Origin of the sequence: Peribacillus sp. ACCC06369, from assembly GCF_030348945.1 — a bacterium.
GTDB lineage: Bacteria > Bacillota > Bacilli > Bacillales > DSM-1321 > Peribacillus.
This window is the reverse complement of the sequence record NZ_JAUCEN010000002.1, coordinates 851404-868340: the sequence shown is the minus strand read 5'-3', so window position 1 is coordinate 868340 and position 16937 is coordinate 851404. Positions and strand designations below refer to the sequence as shown.

Below are 16937 nucleotides of genomic sequence, written 5' to 3'. Positions count from 1 at the left end.
ATTGTATGTGAACGGCAACCATTCCGCATCCCTATGCGCCTCGATAGTTGAGAAATGGGATATTCCACCCAGTAACTTAAGAAATATCTTTTCTATTGTAAGGAAATTAAAACAGGTAGCTTATAGTCTGTTATTTCACTGCCTTTTTAATAGCTTTCACTTCATATAATGATCCTTCCGAACTCACGATATATTCAGGTTTCAGTTTCCCAAGGTTTGCTTTATGGCCTGCGATATGGGCTTCACTCTTTTCCCATTGCTTCCAATGCGCCTCCGACTCCCAATTGATCATAACGATGACCTCTTCATCCCCGCGTCTCACTTTTTTCACCATTACACTTAAATCGATGAAACCTTCCTGCTTTTCTATGATCCCTTCCCCACCGAACCGTTTTACTACTTGTTCTGCATTACCTTCCTTAACCACCGTTTTTCTCATTTGAACGAACAATATGAACAACTCCAATCGATATACTTATAATCAATCATATTAGTCGATAACGATTCTCATTGTCAATTATTGAGACTTTGACTTAAGGGCGCTACTTAAAACTCTAGATCCCAAAAACAAAATAAAAAATGAATCAAGAAGTTATGCAGACCTTCCTGATCCATTTTTTATTGTCATTCACCTTTTATCTTTAAGACTTTTGGGAACATAGTCATTCAGTTTGTTAAATAAAGAAGTAATGTAGGAGCTGAGTTCGAATCGATCCTCCTGAACAAATTCAACTAACGACACTCCATTCTTTTTCATATCTTTTCCCCCTTTTAGTTTTTAATCCCGGTGCATAAACTTTTCAGCCACTAATACCTGTGAATCCCGCCATTAGCGTACTTACATATCTTCTCTCCATCGGTTTCTTTATTTGATTATACAAGAAAGCGCTTACAATGTAAAATATTATAATACCATAGATTGCTATTTACTTAGAATGTTCCAGATAAATAAAGTTTCATCATATTTATATTATCAAGCTGTGCTGGCTTTTAGGTGTACTTTCTATATCATAACTACTTGTCTTGTTCACAGTGTATAAAATTTCAGGAAATGCCCTTCAATATTTCAGTTAAACGTATGAACTCTTCCTTATCCCGATTCTTTAATGAGTTATCGATCTCTTTTTCGATTTGTGCTTTCCGGTAATCACTAAGGGCCTTTTTCAAAACCATTTCAGCCATCTCTTCAGGTTCAAGCGATGTTCCTGGCAATTGCTTCTCCATACGAAACCAACTCCTTAACCTTTTTTCTATTATACTAAATAACTTGGAGATTATTATTATTTATTAAAAACTTATCCTTTCCTCTTTTTTATTTCCTTATCCACATGATTTCCACTTTGCCACTCTTCTATACATAAAAAATAGTTGAAACTTTTCCATTTCATTTCGTTTAAGTCATTTTATCCGAGATGGTCGAATCGTTTATTTCCATTACTTTAGAATTAATTATATTCCACTACAGGTGATGGGAGCTAAGTTATTCGCTTCTTTTTTTTCAGAAAAGTCAGAAATATATTGACCGATATGGATAAGCTCTCTAAAATAATCTAAATAATCCATTTTTTTACTTATATTCATTAATCATCATTTTTGTTCATTTCGGCTTTATTTATTGTTGAAAACAATTTTGATGAAAAACTTTGCATTAAAGGAGCATTTTCCATGAAAAAAAGTCGAGTTCTTTTCGCTAGTTTAGCTGGTTCCGTTATTGAGTGGTATGATTTCTATTTATACGGTACAGCAACGGGCCTAGTTTTTACAACTCTATTCTTCCCAAATCATGATCCTGCCATTTCACTTCTTCTCGCCTTTGTCACTTTCGGGGCTGGTTACGCAGCCCGTCCAATCGGAAGTATCCTATTCGGTCATATGGGTGATCGCATCGGACGGAAGGCTGCACTCATGTTCACCCTTATTGGTATGGGAGGGAGTTCAATGCTCATCGGTGTTCTGCCCACATATGCCCAGGTAGGGTTGGCCGCCCCAGCCATCTTGGTGGTGCTGAGGTTGATTCAAGGAATTTCTTTGGGAGGTGAATGGGGTGGAGCCATCCTATTGGCAACGGAATCTGCTCCAAAGGGTGTCCGTGGGTTATATGGATCCATTCCCCAACTAGGGGTCCCCATCGGTTTGGTTGCCGGTTCGTTCAGCCTAACCCTTATCAGTTCCTTGACAACCGATGCCCAATTTTTATCTTGGGGTTGGCGGATTCCATTCCTTTTAAGCGGTGTACTGATCGCATTGGCAATCTGGGTAAGGAGTGGCATTGAAGAAACGCCTGAATTCCAGCAGCAGAAAGATAGCGGTGATCTTGCGAAAGTCCCCATTATTGAAACGTTGAAACACGATTGGAGAAGTGTGCTGCAAGTGATCGGACTAAAAATTGGCGACGGGTTCTTCAATGTATTCATCATGTCCTATGTTCTCGTCTTTACTACAATGTATTTTGGTTATTCACAAGATTCAGCCCTTACCGGGTTAACCATTGGCTGTGCTACAATGCTAATTACCATTCCTGTCATTGGTTACATTTCTGATTTTATCGATCGAAAAATCATCTATTTTGGAGGACTGATTCTCCTTTTCGTCTTGGCCATCCCATATTTCACAATGATTGGGCAAGGGGTCGGCTGGTTCTACTTTATGCAGGCAGTTGTGCTCGGCGTCATCTGGGGAGCCATTTTTTCTACACAAGGAACATTATTTTCGGAGCTCTTTCCAGCAAAGGTCCGTTATACTGGATTATCCGTCGGTTATCAGGTCGCAGCAGCCATTGCAGGTTTCGGTCCGCTCATCTGGACCACCATGGCTGAATCATATGGCCCATCCCCTTTGGTATTTGGCGGATTCATGATGGCAGGTCTCGCAATTTCCCTGGCGCTTTGTATATTATCACCGTATTTCAGCAGAAGGATCGTAAAGGATCGAACACTCAAACCACAAGATCTGGATTTGAACTAATTCTAAATCCCTAGCTAAAATAATAACAGAGGCTGCACGTCCTATCACTTGGACAAGCTGCCTCTGTTTTTTAGAATGTGGATAACTCTCTAAACTCCCTTACTTCCAACAATCTCCAAAAGATCAGTCAGCTTCCGGATTTCATAGGTGGGCTTGATTCCCAGATTATTACCCTTTTGCTGGGGATTGTACCAGCAGGTATCCATTCCATAATTCAATCCGCCCTGTATATCTGATGTCAAGGAGTCACCCACTATCAACGCTTTCGATTTATCTGTAATCTTTAATTTGGAAAATGCATAATCAAAAATCCCTCTATCAGGCTTCTGAAACCCAGCCTCTTGGGAAACTATCAAAGTTTCAAAAGTATTGCTAAGGGGAGAACCCCCGATTCTTGCTGTCTGCACTGTCGTGAAGCCATTTGTTATAATAGCCAGCCGGCATCCTCCAAGCTTCTCGCAAACCTCTACAGCACCTGGCATTAGGTGTATTTCCTTTCCCAAATGTCCCAGATACGCACGGCTGAATGCATCCGCCTCGATATCAAGCCCATGATTGAGGAACAACCGCTTGAACCTTTCCACTCCCAGATTTGTTAAATCTATAAGCCCCTGTTCCAAATCTCTCCATAATACCTCACTGATTTCTTGATAGCATCCTACATAATCCTTCACCCCTGTGGGCAAACCGTACTCTAAAAAGGCTTCATGCAGTGCCTTTTTTTCCGATATTCCAAAGTCTAGCAATGTATCATCAACATCAAATAAGATAATCTCGTATTTCATCGCTGCCTCCATAATCATAATGAACATCATCTGTATTACTATTAATAGTATCATTAGAATCGGAATGAAGATCCACTTCTTAATGAACACTTTGTTATTAATGACCATTATTCGAACAATTGAGACAATCCTCTTTTATAAAGCTTCTTTTCAGGAAGGGGCTCTTTTTGTTCAGGATCTTTATTTTGTTGTCCCATCGTTAGACCTATTTCGGCTTGAAGACCTTCATACGCAGAACTTCCCCTTTGCAGGAAAGTCTCTTATTTTTATGATCCAACTATTTTTTCGCCTCTCGGCTTTGTACTATTTGAATCCGGTTCTCTTGTGATGCCAATTTGATTGAATTGATCATTAATGGACAGTTTGTAAGTCAACGATCCTGTGCCGGTTTCATCAGGCTTGAAAGTTCCTGCATTTGTCCGTTTTCCATCTTTCAGCAACCACACCTGATACACCTCGGACTCTTTAAGGCTAGGCAAATTCTGAATCTGAACGATTAACCTCCTATCTTCACCTTGCTGCAAAATGTATGCTTCTCCATCCGTATTCATCTTTACAGCCGTCTTATCAGCGGGCTGCAAAGATAGTGACGTTTTAACCTCCATTGGCAGATTGATAGCCGCAAGTTCTTTTTTTAGTTGAATATTGGAATACAGCAGCACAAACGCAAAAACTAGTGTTGCCAGCAAGAGACCCGAAGTTACAGGGGTAAACTGCCTAAAGAAAAAACTGCTCCAATTCTTTTCCTTGAGTACCGGAACTTGATCATTAGGTTCAAAAACAAAATTCATAACCTCTGATTTCAGAGAAGAAGAAGGTTCCATCTCTTCGAAATCCCATTTCAATGAATTCCAGGCTTCCGTCATTTGTTCATAATCCTTAGTGCATTCAGAGCATTGAATTAAGTGTTCCGCGAATACCTTTTTTTCTTTTTCTCCCAGTTCACCAGATAAAAATGAAAGCAGGTTAGCGCACTCTGTATTCATTACAAACCACCTACTTCCAAGTACTTTTTCAACTGTTTGAGCGACTGATGAAGCCTGCTCTTGATTGTACCAATCGGTTCGTTTTCAATTTTGGCGATTTCCGTTAGCGAATACCCTTTCCAATAAAGTAAATCAATCAGTCTTTTTTGCGGCTTGCTTAACTTACTTTTTGCATTGGCAATTTCACTGGATAACAGCCCATTTTCTATATCATTATTCGGATCTTCGATGTCAATTGGATGGTTCATGTCCATTTGTTTGTTATTACGAATATGTACACTGTCTTTACGGACATAATCCACACACACATTCCTTGTAACGGTCAAAAGCCAACTTATAAAGTGCCCCTTTTCGGAATTATAAGTGCTTTTTGTGGTCCAGAGCTTTAAAAAGACCAACTGCACAATCTCTTTTGTTTTTTCAGCATTTCCATTTGTGAATTTAAAAATATAACCATAGATTAATTTAATATGCCGATCATAAAGTTCTTCCAGAGCAGGACGGTGCTTTTTCATTACTAATGCCATCAATTCCTTATCAGGTTTTTCTTTCAATCGCACCTGCAACTCCTCACCAAGTAAATTTGGAAAACGAATAACAGGAACGACCCCCAGTGGTCGTTCCCTTTTTTCTTATTTTGGAAAAGCCGTCTCATTATTTACAATATACCAAACATTTTTCACACCTTCACCATTGACATCTCCCGCTACCTTATCATTCAAGAAATAGTAGAGTGGATATCCTTTGTACGTTACCTGCTCTTCCCCTGTATCTTCCCTTTTAATGGTTCCAAAGTCTTTTTTCTCAAATCCTTTAGGGACCGCAAAATCGCTTTCCATGAACGGCGGCCATTTTTCCAGACATTCACCCATGCAATTGCTTTTTTTAGATTTATCATTTTTGAAAAAATAGAGTGTCATTCCCTTGGAATCAGCCAAGTATTCGCCTGTTGTTTCACTTTCCAATAATTTTAGGGTTACTGCCTTTTCATCGGCTGTTCCACTAACCACTTGATCATTTTGTGTTGAATCATTAGCTTCATTTCCGCATGCTGCCAAAACTAGGACCATCATAAAAACTGAAAATACCATCCACTTTTTCATATACTCTCACTCCTCGTAAATTTACTTCCATCCCCATTTTTGAAATACTTGATGGGATTCTTCCGTTTTAAGATAATCAATGAATTGTTTTGCCTTTTTCTTGTTTTCACTCTTACTTGTTATGCTTACTGGGGTTCCTCTATAGAGCTTATCTTCCTCAGGGAGTTGAACCAGGTCCGTCACATCCGCCAGACGGTAATGCCAGGATTCATAGGTAACCCAGGCGTCTAATGTAGAATTTGCTTTCCATAGATCAATAGCTTCTGCACTGGATTTCACTGAAATGTCAATATTCCTGCTAATTCCAGGAATCAATCCTTTTCTTCCAGCCAAATCTTCCCATAGCCCCAGTTGCCCGGCTCCATTAACATCCACAATCTTTACGCCCTTCTTCGTTAAATCCTCCAATGACTGTATATTCTTTGGGTTTCCTTTTCTAACCAGAATTCCAGCTGACCGTGTATACAATTCTGTACGGTTTTTTTCATTAAGGACTTCCGGATGATCATGCATAAATTCAGTTAGCATATATTCCGACCCTCCGTAAATGATATCCGCATCCTGTTTGGCTTGATCAATCCATTTTTCTTCGGGTCCCGCTGTTACTTCAACTTTTATCCCCGTTTCTTTGGTGAATTGTTCCGCAACTTCCTTAATAGGTCCAAGAGGTCCACCTGGTCCATATACTTTTACGACGTCGTTGACAGCTTGCCCCCGATTCGAACCCATTTCCGGTGAAAATCCTAACAGGACTGCCATCAATGATATCCACCCAACAAAAATGACCTTTTTCACGTTTTTCCTCTCTCCCTTCTAAAAAAAACCTTTGTACTATAGATAACGGGACAAACCTCAAAACGGTTTGAAAAAGAATTGTTAATTATTTTTAACTTGCTGCAAAATACATCTGATGATCTTAAGCTTTTCTCTTTTTTCTCAACAAAAAAACCATTCGAAAACGGAATGGTTGCAGACTGTAGACAAACTCTATAGTAATTGAGTTGGCTTTTGAGGTGTGTTTAAATTGAATGTTGCTTCACTCCGGGCACCTTTGCGCCAACGGGGTCTCCATTGGACGCGTTTTCCCGCAGGAGTCTCGCACCTTCCGTTCCAATCAACTTTGTTTTAACATTAAAGATAGAACTCCTTTTACCTACTTTCATGCCCAAACTTTTTCAATTCTCTTAAACCAAGTGGCAGAAAAGGTTAGCTTGAATTGCTTCCCTTTCTCTGTCTATTTCTTTTACCAACAGCTATCACCAACAATAACAGAGGAATCAACGTTTGCATCAAAATTCCATGAAAAGGGAAGGCGATGATATCATATCGACTGACATCCATAGAGCTAGGATACGACCAAAAGCTGAATTCTACAATCAAAATCCCTATCGGCCATACAACAGGACGATAGTCAGAGAGATTCAGCCACTGCGCGGTACCCAAAGCAGCCGCATAATAAAACACAGAAATCTTGACAAACGCTCCTACTATCCATACGGCCATGATGGCGGACTCCAAATGTTCAAAAAAGTCGGCCAAACTGATGTACCGAGATACATTCATCAACGGATAATTCTTTGTGGATGTTGTTGATCCGAGTACAAAAAGAACGATAAGATTCACCACAACTAATGTCATCATCACGGCAAACACAGTCATCATCCCATATTTCATTCCTTTTTTCATATCCGCTAAAAAAGGGAGGAGAAAAATCATCAGAAAAAACTCGCTGAACCATCCACCCGGTACAATCGAACCCTTGATTGGAGGCATAATTCCATTCCCCAATATCGGGAATATATTCTTAAATTCAAGATCAGGGCCCAGTAAGATGATTAAGATGAGGATTGGAATGATAAAAACGGGAACAAACAATTGGGCAGCTCTCCCCAACACCTCTATCCCTCCGCGTACGATAAAGGCACAGAGGAGTATCATTGATGCCATGATCACGCTAATCGGGGTTTTGACCAGAAAAGAGTCGACAATATATTCTCCGTAACTTCTTAGGATTTGCCCTGTGATCGGGATATAAAAAAACAAGAATAAAAAACCGAGAATTTTCCCCGGAATCCGACCGATGATCTGTTCACTGAATTGGATAACCGTTTGTTTCGGATAAAGTTTGTGCAGTTTATAAGTGATATACACCGTCGCATACCCGATGAGAGACGCCAAAATGGGGGACAGCCATAAATCAGTTTTGGCATATTTCGCTGTGATGCTTGGAACACCGAGAACAGCCGTTGCCACAATCGTTGGATACATCATGAATGCCATCTGTAGAGATGAAATTTTACCTTTCTCCATCATCTTCCTCCTTTCTCTGATAGTATGTAAATTTGAAATCACGCAACCCACTGATAGATTTACTTTTTCATAAACTCTTCAAACGGCTTAAAAAAGAGATGCAATCCATTCAGTTGGTCCTGCCCTCTGCGCGAGTACGAACATAGATAGCACCTTATCGAATATTTAGCATAAAAAACGCCCATTCAGCTGGTTTCGGTTCCTTTACGATTTCTTTTCCTTACAACAGCAATCACCAACAATAACAGAGGAATAATCGTTTGCATCAAAATTCCTTGTAAAGGGAAGACGTTGGTATCATTACGACTGACATCCATAGCGCTTGGCAACGACCACAAACTGAATATGACAATCAAAATCCCAATCGGCCATACAACAGGACGATAGTCGGAGAGATTCAGCCACTGCGCTGTACCTAAAGCAGATGCATAATAAAAAACGGAAATTTTCACAAACGCCCCTACTATCCATACCGCCATGACGGCGGACTCAACATGTTCAAAAAAGTCTGCCAAACTGATGTATCGAGATACACTCATCAGGGGGTAAAGTTTTGTGGATGTGGTTGACCCGAGTACAAATAGAACCATAAGATTCACCACAATTAACGTCATCATCACGGCAAACACAGACATCATCCCGGATTTCATCCCTTTTTTCATATCTGCCAAAAAAGGAAGAAGAAAAATGATCAGGAAAAACTCGCTGAACCATCCCCCCGGTACAATCGCACCCTTGATTGGGGGCATTATACCATCCCCCAATACCGGGTATATATTCTTAAATTCGAGATCAGGAATCAGCAAAAGGATTAAGATAAAGATTGGAAAAATAAAAACAGGTACAAACAATTCAGCAGCTCGCCCCAACACTTCTATTCCCCCGCGTACGATGAACGCACACAGAAGCACCATCGATGCCATGATCACACTAATCGGGGTACGTACCAGAAAAGAGCCGACAAGAAATTCTGCGTAGCTTCTAAGGATTAGCCCCGTGTTCTGGATATAAAAAAACAAGAGTAAAAAACCGAAAATTTTCCCCGGAATCCGACCAATGATCTTTTCAGTGAATTGGATCACCGTTTGTTTTGGATAAAGTTGGTGCAGTTTATAAGCGATATACACCGTCAGATACCCTATGAGCGCAGCAAAAATGGGGGACAGCCATAAATCAGTTTTGGCATATTTCGCTGTAATGCTGGGAACCCCGAGAATAGCCGTTGCCACAATCGTCGGATATATCATGAATGCCATCTGTAATGATGAAATTTTTCCTTTCTCCATCTGCTTCCTCCTTTCTTTAATAGAATGAATTAAATCCCGCAACACCCACTAATAGACTCACTTTTCCATAAACTCTCCAAATGGCCTGAAAAGAGTTTCCACCCATTGAGTGGGTCCTGACATCTGTGGAAGATTGAACATGGACAGAACCAAGCCAGTGAGGAGCAGTGTAAGAAATGCCACTTTATCTTTTTTAGGATTTTTTTTCATTTTCGGCCATTCAAACAAAATGATTAAAGCTACGATCACGGTTGTACACAAAAAAGCCCCCCATCTCACTTGTCCTTCACCTCTTTCTCAGACAAACCCGCCGGTTTGTTAATATAGCCCTGTCTTCGAATATGGGCCGCAACATCGATTTCCACTTCCATTTCCGCGAATATCTCATCCCAGTGGTTTTCGACCTTATTAAACTGTTTAGGATATTTCCTATAGAAATCTTTACCTAACCCTAAAATGTCCGCTTTCTTATCCTGAGTATTCAGAAAAGCCATCTCGATGCGTTTTTCTATATCTTTTTGATATGCTCGTTCTGCAGCTTTTAGAGACTTAGGATTTGAAAGGTTTAAATTCGTTCCATTTTGTATAACAGCTCCATCTGTATTTACCTTCACCAATAATTTCCATTTGTCATTGATAATTTGCGGAATGATCTTGACTTTGGCTGACACTGGACTTAAAGATATCTTCCCTTTCACCCCTTTGGGTTTTATGGTCACGGTGTATGATTCCACTTCATCCCTTAACCACAATAGCCCTCTTGTTTCTTTTTCCGTCATCATCCCAGTCATTTTATCTTTTTTGAACACGGCTGTCCCGACAATGTAAGGGATTCCCTGTAATTTCGTTTGCCCTTTCCCTGGAGGCAATATTTTAATGAATGGAAGTGCGGCCGCTTGAGGCTTACCGGTTAACATTTCATCTAAATCCTGTAGTGTGACCAGCATCCCAATATGTAAATCAGATAGTTCTCTAAGCACTTCCCCTGAATAGTTTTCTAGAGGTGGCAAAGATTCAAGGATAGGCTTTGCTTTCCCTTTGCTGACATACACATTTGCTTTCTCTCTTGGCTGCGGATGGCGCAGTAAAAAATCCAGCTGCTCTTGAATTCCTTCTTTCGCTAACTTTTCACCGAATACAAATACTTTACAATGTCCCCAAAATACTTTTCGCGGAAGCTTGCTTTGAAGCTTAGACAATGCATCTGAAATATTGGAGCCTTTTTCATATCTCACCAATGTCGTAACAGCACCCCCTCCTTGACTGGCCCCTCCTCCTTGACCGCCGCCTCCACTACTTATTGAACTTGGAATAAAGACTTGGACGGATAGTTCGATTTGATTATTATCCTTCTTATCGATGGAGGCTGCTGTGACAATCGCCAAATCAGTGATTTCTGTTCGATCCCAACAACCGCTTAGAAAAGGGGTTGTTCCACAAATACCGAGCAAAAGAAGGACGCTTTTCATGAAACGACGCCTCTTTACTTTCTCCAATATCTTTGTTCGCCTCCAACTATTATTCACTCCGTTTCACTTCCCCTTTTTGGATTTGGTCCCTGCTCCGGGGGTTGACGGTATACATTAGAATCCCCTGTGAGACGCGGGCGTGTATCCATCATCCACCAAGGAGCTCTCCACAGCACATCTTTCAGCCCTTGACCTTTTAACGGTGCCAGTGGCGTTAAGTAGGGAACGCCGAAGGAGCGCAAGCTGCATAAGTGAATGACTATGGCAATGATCCCCATCATGATACCAAGCAGTCCTAATGTACCGGCAAGCAGCATCATTGGAAAACGCAGCATCCGGAAAGCAATTCCGGCAATATAACGAGGCATCATAAAAGAAGCGATTCCCGTAATCGCAACCACAATGACCATTGGCGCTGAAACCAACCCCGCTTGTACGGAAGCTTGACCAATCACTAGCGCTCCAACAATGCTGACAGCAGAACCTACCTGCTTCGGCAATCGAACCCCTGCCTCTCTTAGTGCTTCAAAGGTAATTTCCATAGCCAATGCCTCTACTATTGCAGGAAAAGGGACCGATTCCCGGGATGCCGCGCTGCTTAGCAGGAGTGCGGTTGGGACCGCCTCATGATGGAACGTCAAAATAGCAACATATAGGGACGGAAGCAAAAGAGATAATCCCATAAAAATATAACGTAACCAACGGATAAAAGTGCCTGCCATAAAACGTTGAGCATAATCCTCTTGTGATTGAATCAAAGAAAAGAACGATATTGGTGCAATTAAAGTAAAAGGGGTTCCTTCTACAAGAATGACAGCCCGTCCCTCCAGCAAGCAAGAACAGGCTACATCCGGCCGTTCTGTCGTCATGATCTGAGGGAAAGGTGAAAACGGATTGTCCTCAATCATTTCCTCGATGTACTCGCTTTCTAAAATACCGTCTATTTTAATTCGTTCCAACCGAGTTGTAATCTCTTCAATCAGTGTTTTATCCACAAGTCCATCAATATAAGCAATCGAAACATTCGTCCTGGTATAAGTTCCGATCTTCATCGATTGTAATTTAAGGGCAGGACTTTTAATAATACGTCGCAATTGAGACGTATTTACCTCTAGAGATTCAATAAATCCCTCTCGTGACCCCCTAACTCCCCCCTCTGCCATAGGTTCTTCAATCGCCCGCTTTTCCCATTTGGACAATCCTAAAGAAAATCCATCGCTTTCCCCTTCATATAGAAGGATCGGGTTTCCAGAGGAAATCGATTCAATGCAATCCGCCAACATATTCACTTTTACGACTTTAGGAACGGGCATTTTATGTTCAATAAACTCATTTAATGGCTGTGGCTCTTTTGATGACTCTTGCATGAGTGGAGATAGCACATATTGCTCTATCGCCTCGATGTCTGAGAGTCCCGCAATGTAAATAAGCATGGCTCTCGTCTTTCCGAAAAGTAAGAACGAACGGAACATGACATCCGAGCAATTATCATAAACAGAACGAAGTGTTTCTACATTTTGACTAAAATTCGCATCAAGTGCATCTGCAGGCTTAGAATCTTGGTAATTATTTTGTACACTGGATTTTTTTTCTTTCTTTTTTCTTAACAATTTGCCTACATTACGAATCAAACTGGTTACCCCCATTTTTTTGCAGGTCGCTCTAACTCCATTTTTCTATGTTTCTTCATAAAGGGTATTTTATACAGAAAATCCTGAGCTTAACATGAACTTATTTTTCATTTAAGCAGTATTAAAGGGGAATACAAAAGAGGCTATGTTAAAGGTTGATATTGAATAAACCATATTCATATGTGATATCCTGTTTGTAATTAATGACAAAGGGGTATATCAAAGACCGAGGCTACACATTGGCGGATAGTACGTGTATCTGTACAGATACATGCACGACGTGCAATAAGAGGGTTTCTAAAAAATATAAAAGAATGGTTAATCGATTTAAATACCTCTGCTTTTTTATCTTTTTATATAGGTTTCATGGGCAATCAGACTAAAACATTAGAAGATAAGGAGATTCTATGTCATTCTTAATCACATTGCTCGGATTATTGGTGTCCACAATAATTGCTACAATATTAAATGCCATATGGCCTCGTATTCCACTTCCGATTTATCAGATATTCATGGGAGCAGTACTTTCATTATTACCATTTCACTTATCGTTCGATTTTCATTCAGAATTATTTATGATCTGTGTTATTGCTCCGTTACTCTTTACAGAAGGAAAAAATACGTCCCGTAAAGAAATGCTTGAATTGCGTAAGCCTATTCTGTTATTGGCCTTTGGGTTAGTATTTGTGACCGTTTTTGCAGGAGGTTTTTTCATCCACTGGTTAATACCTGATATGCCGATGGCTGTTGCTTTTGCTTTAGCGGCTACAATTACCCCTACGGATGCCGTAGCGGTACAATCGATTACAAAAGGATTGAAATTGCCCGGAAATATGATGCCTATCCTTGAGGGTGAATCACTTTTCAATGATGCTGCCGGAATCGTTGCTTTTAAAGTTGCCCTGGCAGCTGCCTTAACTGGAGCATTTTCTATAAAAGATGCTTCGCTTCATTTTATATTTGTGGCTTTAGGCGGAATCATTATAGGTATCCTATTGGGGTATTTAATCGTTAAATTAAGATTACTTTTACGGGTTCACGGACTTGAAGAAATCTCGATGTCTATTGTTATTGAGCTGATTACGCCTTTTGTCATTTATATGGTGGCTGAAGAATTCCATGTTTCCGGAATCTTAGCAGTGGTTGCCGCAGGTGTGATTCATGGCATCGAGCGGGATCGCCTTCAGAGTTCCACAACTAAATTGCAAATTGTATCATCGAATACATGGTCTGTATTAAGTTATCTTTTGAATGGACTGGTATTCGCTTTATTAGGATTTATGTTACCGAGCGTTTATCAGGAAATTGAGTCCAACTTAAATAGGGGTACTCTTTTTGGGATAAGTGTATTGATTGTTCTTTTATTATTGGTGATTCGTTTTATTTGGGTATACATTCTGCATGATACTTTTACTAAAAATAGAGTGAATCCATTAGAGCAATTCATTATGTCCAGGGTTCATCCAGAAAATATCAAAGACAACGATGATAAGAATGTTTCAAGATCACGATATGCCTTCTTGATATCTGTTGGCGGCATTCATGGTACCATTACACTAGCTACCGCTTTATCCATACCATATTTTATGCCGGATGACACTTTATTCCCGATGCGTAATACAGTCTTGTTTATCGCTGCTTGCGTTATTTTGTTAAGCGTCTTTTTGGCTACGGTTCTTTTGCCCATACTAGTAAAGACACCTACTGAATATAAAGATGAACGCCTTACCTCCGAGGAAGCTTATAAAATTGTGTTAAATAAAACAATCCATCTGTTGAGCAAAGAAGCAACGATGGATAATCAGAAAGCGGTCCATCAAGTAATGGAAGATTTAAATGAACAACTGATTGATTTGGAACGAGGAATAACGAATAGACCGGATAATCGGACCATACAGGATTTAGTGGAGCTAGGGGCCACTGAGGAATTGGAAGTAGTCTCTGGATTGGTTGAAAAAGGGACTATATCTGAAACAGCCTTTGAGCTTTATAAAGTGTATATTTCAAGAAAGTTAAATTATATGCAAAAATCATCGTTGCAAAGAGCTTGGATTAATTTGCAGGCAATGCTTTTCAAGAAAAAGATCAATGTCAAATGGGATAAAAAATGGGAAGCTAAATTAGAAAACTCCATCGTTAAAAACGCGGATCTGATCCGGGAGTTCCGTAATGCACAAAAAGAAGCTTCAAAGGAAGCTATTTCATTAATCAAACAACAAACTACACCAGAAAACCGTCATGAAGTTATGCTTGTCATTCAAAGATATAATCGTTATCTGAATCCATTTGGAACATTAAGTGAAAAAGAAGCACATCGCTTCGAAGAGATGGTGAGTCATTTTCAGTTGATTGCAATGCAAATCGAACGTGATATCATTCAGCAAATGGTTGAAGAGGAGCAAATATCCATGCAAACGGCAACTGAGCTTAGACAAAACTTAATCTATGATGAAATGCTCATGATACAAAATTGATTAAATATAATATAAAGCGACACCGTTCAAATAGGGAGCGGTGTCGTTTAAGTAAATGAACATTTAAATCTAACTGATCAATCCCTTGTACATCCCCCATCAATTCCCTCGCTTATCTAATCCATCATTCAATATCTTCACTTGATAGCGGAAATAAAGATAGAAAATAACCCAGATGATCACATAGAAAGGAATGAATATCCCAATGCCTATCGCTAACCCTTTTAAGCTGAATGGAATCCAGCCAACAAAGAAAGATAATATGAAGTAAAGTATGCTGACAGTCAGGAAGTGCATAATGGTTTGAGATAATAAACTCCATTTTTCCATTTCAAATAAGATGGTCGCCGTGCTGAAGAACCAGCCACATAATAAGCAGCCAATCGCGTTTTTCACAAATATTTCACTGTCTAATGCAGTGGCCTCCCCAAATCCGATTACTCCAAAACACGTCAGCACCATCACGAGTGCTCCAAAGCAAATCCCAACAAAGCTACGGAATAATAGTGTTTTCATCATAATCCCTTCCTTTTCCATTGAAATGCTTTCTTGATCCCTTGAACATAGTGCCGAGAAACATATTCTTTTTCCCCTGATCGGAAATACACACATAAGGTCCCGTTGAAAGATGCTTCGAATCGGCTTAACTCATTTAAGTTGGCAATCACTGACTTTGACAATCGTACAAACTGATTACCTGGAAGGGCCATTTCCAGTTCATATAATCTTTCTTTCATTTCGAAAGTCCCCTGTTTCGTCCGCACCATTATGGAATCTTGCTCTGTGAACAAACAGATAATTTCTTCTGCGCGGAAGACATGCTGCATTTCTCCTTTCCTGCCAACAAAATACGGTCTTTTCCTCTCCTTCAAGCGCTCCATCAGTTCCTGCACTTCCTCATTCCATTCATGATTGCGGATAAGCACCTCTATCGCCTTGACCTCCTCATCTATCTCTACGTTTATTTTCATCTCTGTGGCCTCCCTTTGCTTATAGTGTAAGTATATTGATATTTTTGACAATTCGCTTGTGATTTCCGGCTACATGTAACTTTACAGTGATAACATGCTTGAAATGGATACTCAGATACACTAAATAACCGTCCAAATAATTGGACGGCCCTTTAATTCTACTTTTGAATACGTTTACATTAATTAAAATCACTCTTTGCTTGTAAAAGTACTTGGCATCACCACAGCGATTACCTCCCCACGGGCGCAGAGTTTATCGAAAGCAAATACTTCTGTTTCGATTCTCCATTTCTTAGGATGAACCTCATGAATCGTCCCAACGGCTATTAATGGCACATCATTAGGGGTTGGCTTGACGAACTCAACTTTCAGTGAAGCTGTCACAAACCTTGGAGGCTCCACTCCATCCCCAACTTCATGCCCATTTTTACGATGTAATGCCAATGAAGCCGAACCCGTTCCATGACAATCAATTAATGATGCAATCAAGCCTCCATAAACAAAGCCTGGAATCGCGATATGTTCTGGGCTTGGTGTATAAATTGTCTTTGTGTGCGCTCCTTGCCAACCGGTTCGAAAATGATGACCACCTTTATTTAAACGACCACATCCATAACACCATGCAAATGCATCTGGATAATCATCTTGAATCGCTTTTAGCACTTTCTCCTCCATCATATCTCCTCCATCTTTTTCAGAATATTTTAACACCCCAAAAGGATAATGGGTCTATTTGGATAATATCCGAAATGTTAGTTTCTTTGTATTTCCCTGATTCTTTATTGAGTTCACGTCCATGTTTTAATTTTTTTAGTAATGATAGACTGTGAAATTGCTGCTCCTTTTCTACAATTTAAATGACAAAGGCCCCTGTACGCTAGGTAGCGTTCAGGGGCTTTCATTTGACTAATATCGATCAGATGTATTTTTTTGTCTACTAATTTAATTGCAGGAAAGC

Annotated in this window: 18 protein-coding genes; 2 read left to right on the top strand and 16 right to left on the bottom strand. The window is 40.0% G+C overall.

Features of this window, described 5'->3' with window-relative positions; genetic code table 11:
• Positions 1–130: 130 nt before the first annotated feature.
• The 3 genes from QUF78_RS05090 to QUF78_RS05080 all read right to left on the bottom strand — a co-directional run bounded on the left by QUF78_RS05090 (position 131) and on the right by QUF78_RS05080 (position 1224).
• Positions 131–451: an antibiotic biosynthesis monooxygenase gene (locus QUF78_RS05090; RefSeq protein ID WP_289323818.1), complete on the bottom strand. Its 321-nt coding sequence runs from the start codon at positions 449–451 to the stop codon at positions 131–133.
• Between the two features lie 177 nt (positions 452–628).
• Positions 629–757: a hypothetical protein gene (locus tag QUF78_RS05085; protein ID WP_260359184.1), complete on the bottom strand. Its 129-nt coding sequence runs from the start codon at positions 755–757 to the stop codon at positions 629–631.
• 287 nt (positions 758–1044) lie between these two features.
• Positions 1045–1224, bottom strand: coding sequence for an IDEAL domain-containing protein (locus tag QUF78_RS05080; RefSeq protein ID WP_289323817.1), 180 nt, complete (start codon positions 1222–1224; stop codon positions 1045–1047).
• Between the two features lie 441 nt (positions 1225–1665).
• Between QUF78_RS05080 and QUF78_RS05075 the strand changes: the two genes are divergently transcribed.
• Complete coding sequence (locus QUF78_RS05075; RefSeq protein ID WP_289323816.1) at positions 1666–2964, top strand: MFS transporter; 1299 nt, start codon at positions 1666–1668, stop codon at positions 2962–2964.
• An 89-nt stretch (positions 2965–3053) separates the two neighbouring features.
• On the opposite strand, the gene QUF78_RS05070 is transcribed toward QUF78_RS05075, so the two are convergent.
• The 10 genes from QUF78_RS05070 to QUF78_RS05025 form a co-directional block, all read right to left on the bottom strand.
• Positions 3054–3749 (bottom strand): YjjG family noncanonical pyrimidine nucleotidase, encoded by a 696-nt coding sequence (locus tag QUF78_RS05070; protein ID WP_289327231.1) that lies wholly within the window; start codon positions 3747–3749, stop codon positions 3054–3056.
• A 266-nt stretch (positions 3750–4015) separates the two neighbouring features.
• Complete coding sequence (locus QUF78_RS05065) at positions 4016–4735, bottom strand: anti-sigma factor (RefSeq protein ID WP_289323815.1); 720 nt, start codon at positions 4733–4735, stop codon at positions 4016–4018.
• Positions 4735–5289, bottom strand: a complete 555-nt coding sequence (locus tag QUF78_RS05060; RefSeq protein ID WP_289327230.1) for an RNA polymerase sigma factor — start codon at positions 5287–5289, stop codon at positions 4735–4737. Before QUF78_RS05060 ends, QUF78_RS05065 begins: the two co-directional genes overlap by 1 nt.
• 78 nt (positions 5290–5367) lie before the next feature.
• Complete coding sequence (locus QUF78_RS05055) at positions 5368–5838, bottom strand: COG4315 family predicted lipoprotein (protein ID WP_289323814.1); 471 nt, start codon at positions 5836–5838, stop codon at positions 5368–5370.
• Positions 5839–5859: 21 nt separating this feature from the next.
• The gene (locus QUF78_RS05050) at positions 5860–6633 is read right to left on the bottom strand and encodes an extracellular solute-binding protein (RefSeq protein ID WP_289323813.1); all 774 of its coding nucleotides are present in this window, start codon (positions 6631–6633) and stop codon (positions 5860–5862) included.
• A 411-nt stretch (positions 6634–7044) separates the two neighbouring features.
• On the bottom strand, positions 7045–8148 hold the full coding sequence (locus QUF78_RS05045) for a GerAB/ArcD/ProY family transporter (RefSeq protein ID WP_289323812.1): 1104 nt from the start codon (positions 8146–8148) through the stop codon (positions 7045–7047).
• A 185-nt stretch (positions 8149–8333) separates the two neighbouring features.
• Positions 8334–9434, bottom strand: a complete 1101-nt coding sequence (locus tag QUF78_RS05040) for a GerAB/ArcD/ProY family transporter (RefSeq protein ID WP_289323811.1) — start codon at positions 9432–9434, stop codon at positions 8334–8336.
• Positions 9435–9491: 57 nt separating this feature from the next.
• Entirely contained in the window at positions 9492–9683 is a 192-nt protein-coding gene (locus QUF78_RS05035) for a hypothetical protein (protein ID WP_286201571.1), read from the bottom strand.
• A 26-nt stretch (positions 9684–9709) separates the two neighbouring features.
• Positions 9710–10960: a Ger(x)C family spore germination protein gene (locus QUF78_RS05030; RefSeq protein ID WP_289323810.1), complete on the bottom strand. Its 1251-nt coding sequence runs from the start codon at positions 10958–10960 to the stop codon at positions 9710–9712.
• Positions 10957–12549 (bottom strand): spore germination protein, encoded by a 1593-nt coding sequence (locus QUF78_RS05025; protein ID WP_483313825.1) that lies wholly within the window; start codon positions 12547–12549, stop codon positions 10957–10959. Before QUF78_RS05025 ends, QUF78_RS05030 begins: the two co-directional genes overlap by 4 nt.
• A gap of 392 nt (positions 12550–12941) precedes the next feature.
• On the opposite strand from QUF78_RS05025, the gene QUF78_RS05020 reads away from it, so the two are divergent.
• A complete protein-coding gene (locus tag QUF78_RS05020; protein ID WP_289323808.1) occupies positions 12942–15008 on the top strand; it encodes a Na+/H+ antiporter in 2067 nt (688 codons plus the stop codon).
• Positions 15009–15107: 99 nt separating this feature from the next.
• On the opposite strand, the gene QUF78_RS05015 is transcribed toward QUF78_RS05020, so the two are convergent.
• The 3 genes from QUF78_RS05015 to QUF78_RS05005 form a co-directional block, all read right to left on the bottom strand.
• Positions 15108–15524: a DUF3021 domain-containing protein gene (locus QUF78_RS05015; protein WP_289323807.1), complete on the bottom strand. Its 417-nt coding sequence runs from the start codon at positions 15522–15524 to the stop codon at positions 15108–15110.
• Complete coding sequence (locus tag QUF78_RS05010) at positions 15524–15979, bottom strand: LytTR family DNA-binding domain-containing protein (protein ID WP_289323806.1); 456 nt, start codon at positions 15977–15979, stop codon at positions 15524–15526. Before QUF78_RS05010 ends, QUF78_RS05015 begins: the two co-directional genes overlap by 1 nt.
• A gap of 189 nt (positions 15980–16168) precedes the next feature.
• Complete coding sequence (locus tag QUF78_RS05005) at positions 16169–16654, bottom strand: PaaI family thioesterase (RefSeq protein ID WP_289323805.1); 486 nt, start codon at positions 16652–16654, stop codon at positions 16169–16171.
• Positions 16655–16937: the final 283 nt, after the last annotated feature.

What these genes read in the sequence shown, in the direction of transcription:
- QUF78_RS05085 (WP_260359184.1), bottom strand. Translation starts at nt 757, where the DNA reads ATGAAAAAGAATGGAGTGTCGTTAGTTGAATTTGTTCAGGAGGATCGA.
- QUF78_RS05080 (WP_289323817.1), bottom strand. Translation starts at nt 1,224, where the DNA reads ATGGAGAAGCAATTGCCAGGAACATCGCTTGAACCTGAAGAGATGGCT.
- QUF78_RS05075 (WP_289323816.1), top strand. Translation starts at nt 1,666, where the DNA reads ATGAAAAAAAGTCGAGTTCTTTTCGCTAGTTTAGCTGGTTCCGTTATT.
- QUF78_RS05070 (WP_289327231.1), bottom strand. Translation starts at nt 3,749, where the DNA reads ATGAAATACGAGATTATCTTATTTGATGTTGATGATACATTGCTAGAC.
- QUF78_RS05065 (WP_289323815.1), bottom strand. Translation starts at nt 4,735, where the DNA reads ATGAATACAGAGTGCGCTAACCTGCTTTCATTTTTATCTGGTGAACTG.
- QUF78_RS05055 (WP_289323814.1), bottom strand. Translation starts at nt 5,838, where the DNA reads ATGAAAAAGTGGATGGTATTTTCAGTTTTTATGATGGTCCTAGTTTTG.
- QUF78_RS05045 (WP_289323812.1), bottom strand. Translation starts at nt 8,148, where the DNA reads ATGGAGAAAGGTAAAATTTCATCTCTACAGATGGCATTCATGATGTAT.
- QUF78_RS05040 (WP_289323811.1), bottom strand. Translation starts at nt 9,434, where the DNA reads ATGGAGAAAGGAAAAATTTCATCATTACAGATGGCATTCATGATATAT.
- QUF78_RS05025 (WP_483313825.1), bottom strand. Translation starts at nt 12,549, where the DNA reads ATGGGGGTAACCAGTTTGATTCGTAATGTAGGCAAATTGTTAAGAAAA.
- QUF78_RS05020 (WP_289323808.1), top strand. Translation starts at nt 12,942, where the DNA reads ATGTCATTCTTAATCACATTGCTCGGATTATTGGTGTCCACAATAATT.
- QUF78_RS05015 (WP_289323807.1), bottom strand. Translation starts at nt 15,524, where the DNA reads ATGAAAACACTATTATTCCGTAGCTTTGTTGGGATTTGCTTTGGAGCA.
- QUF78_RS05010 (WP_289323806.1), bottom strand. Translation starts at nt 15,979, where the DNA reads ATGAAAATAAACGTAGAGATAGATGAGGAGGTCAAGGCGATAGAGGTG.
- QUF78_RS05005 (WP_289323805.1), bottom strand. Translation starts at nt 16,654, where the DNA reads ATGGAGGAGAAAGTGCTAAAAGCGATTCAAGATGATTATCCAGATGCA.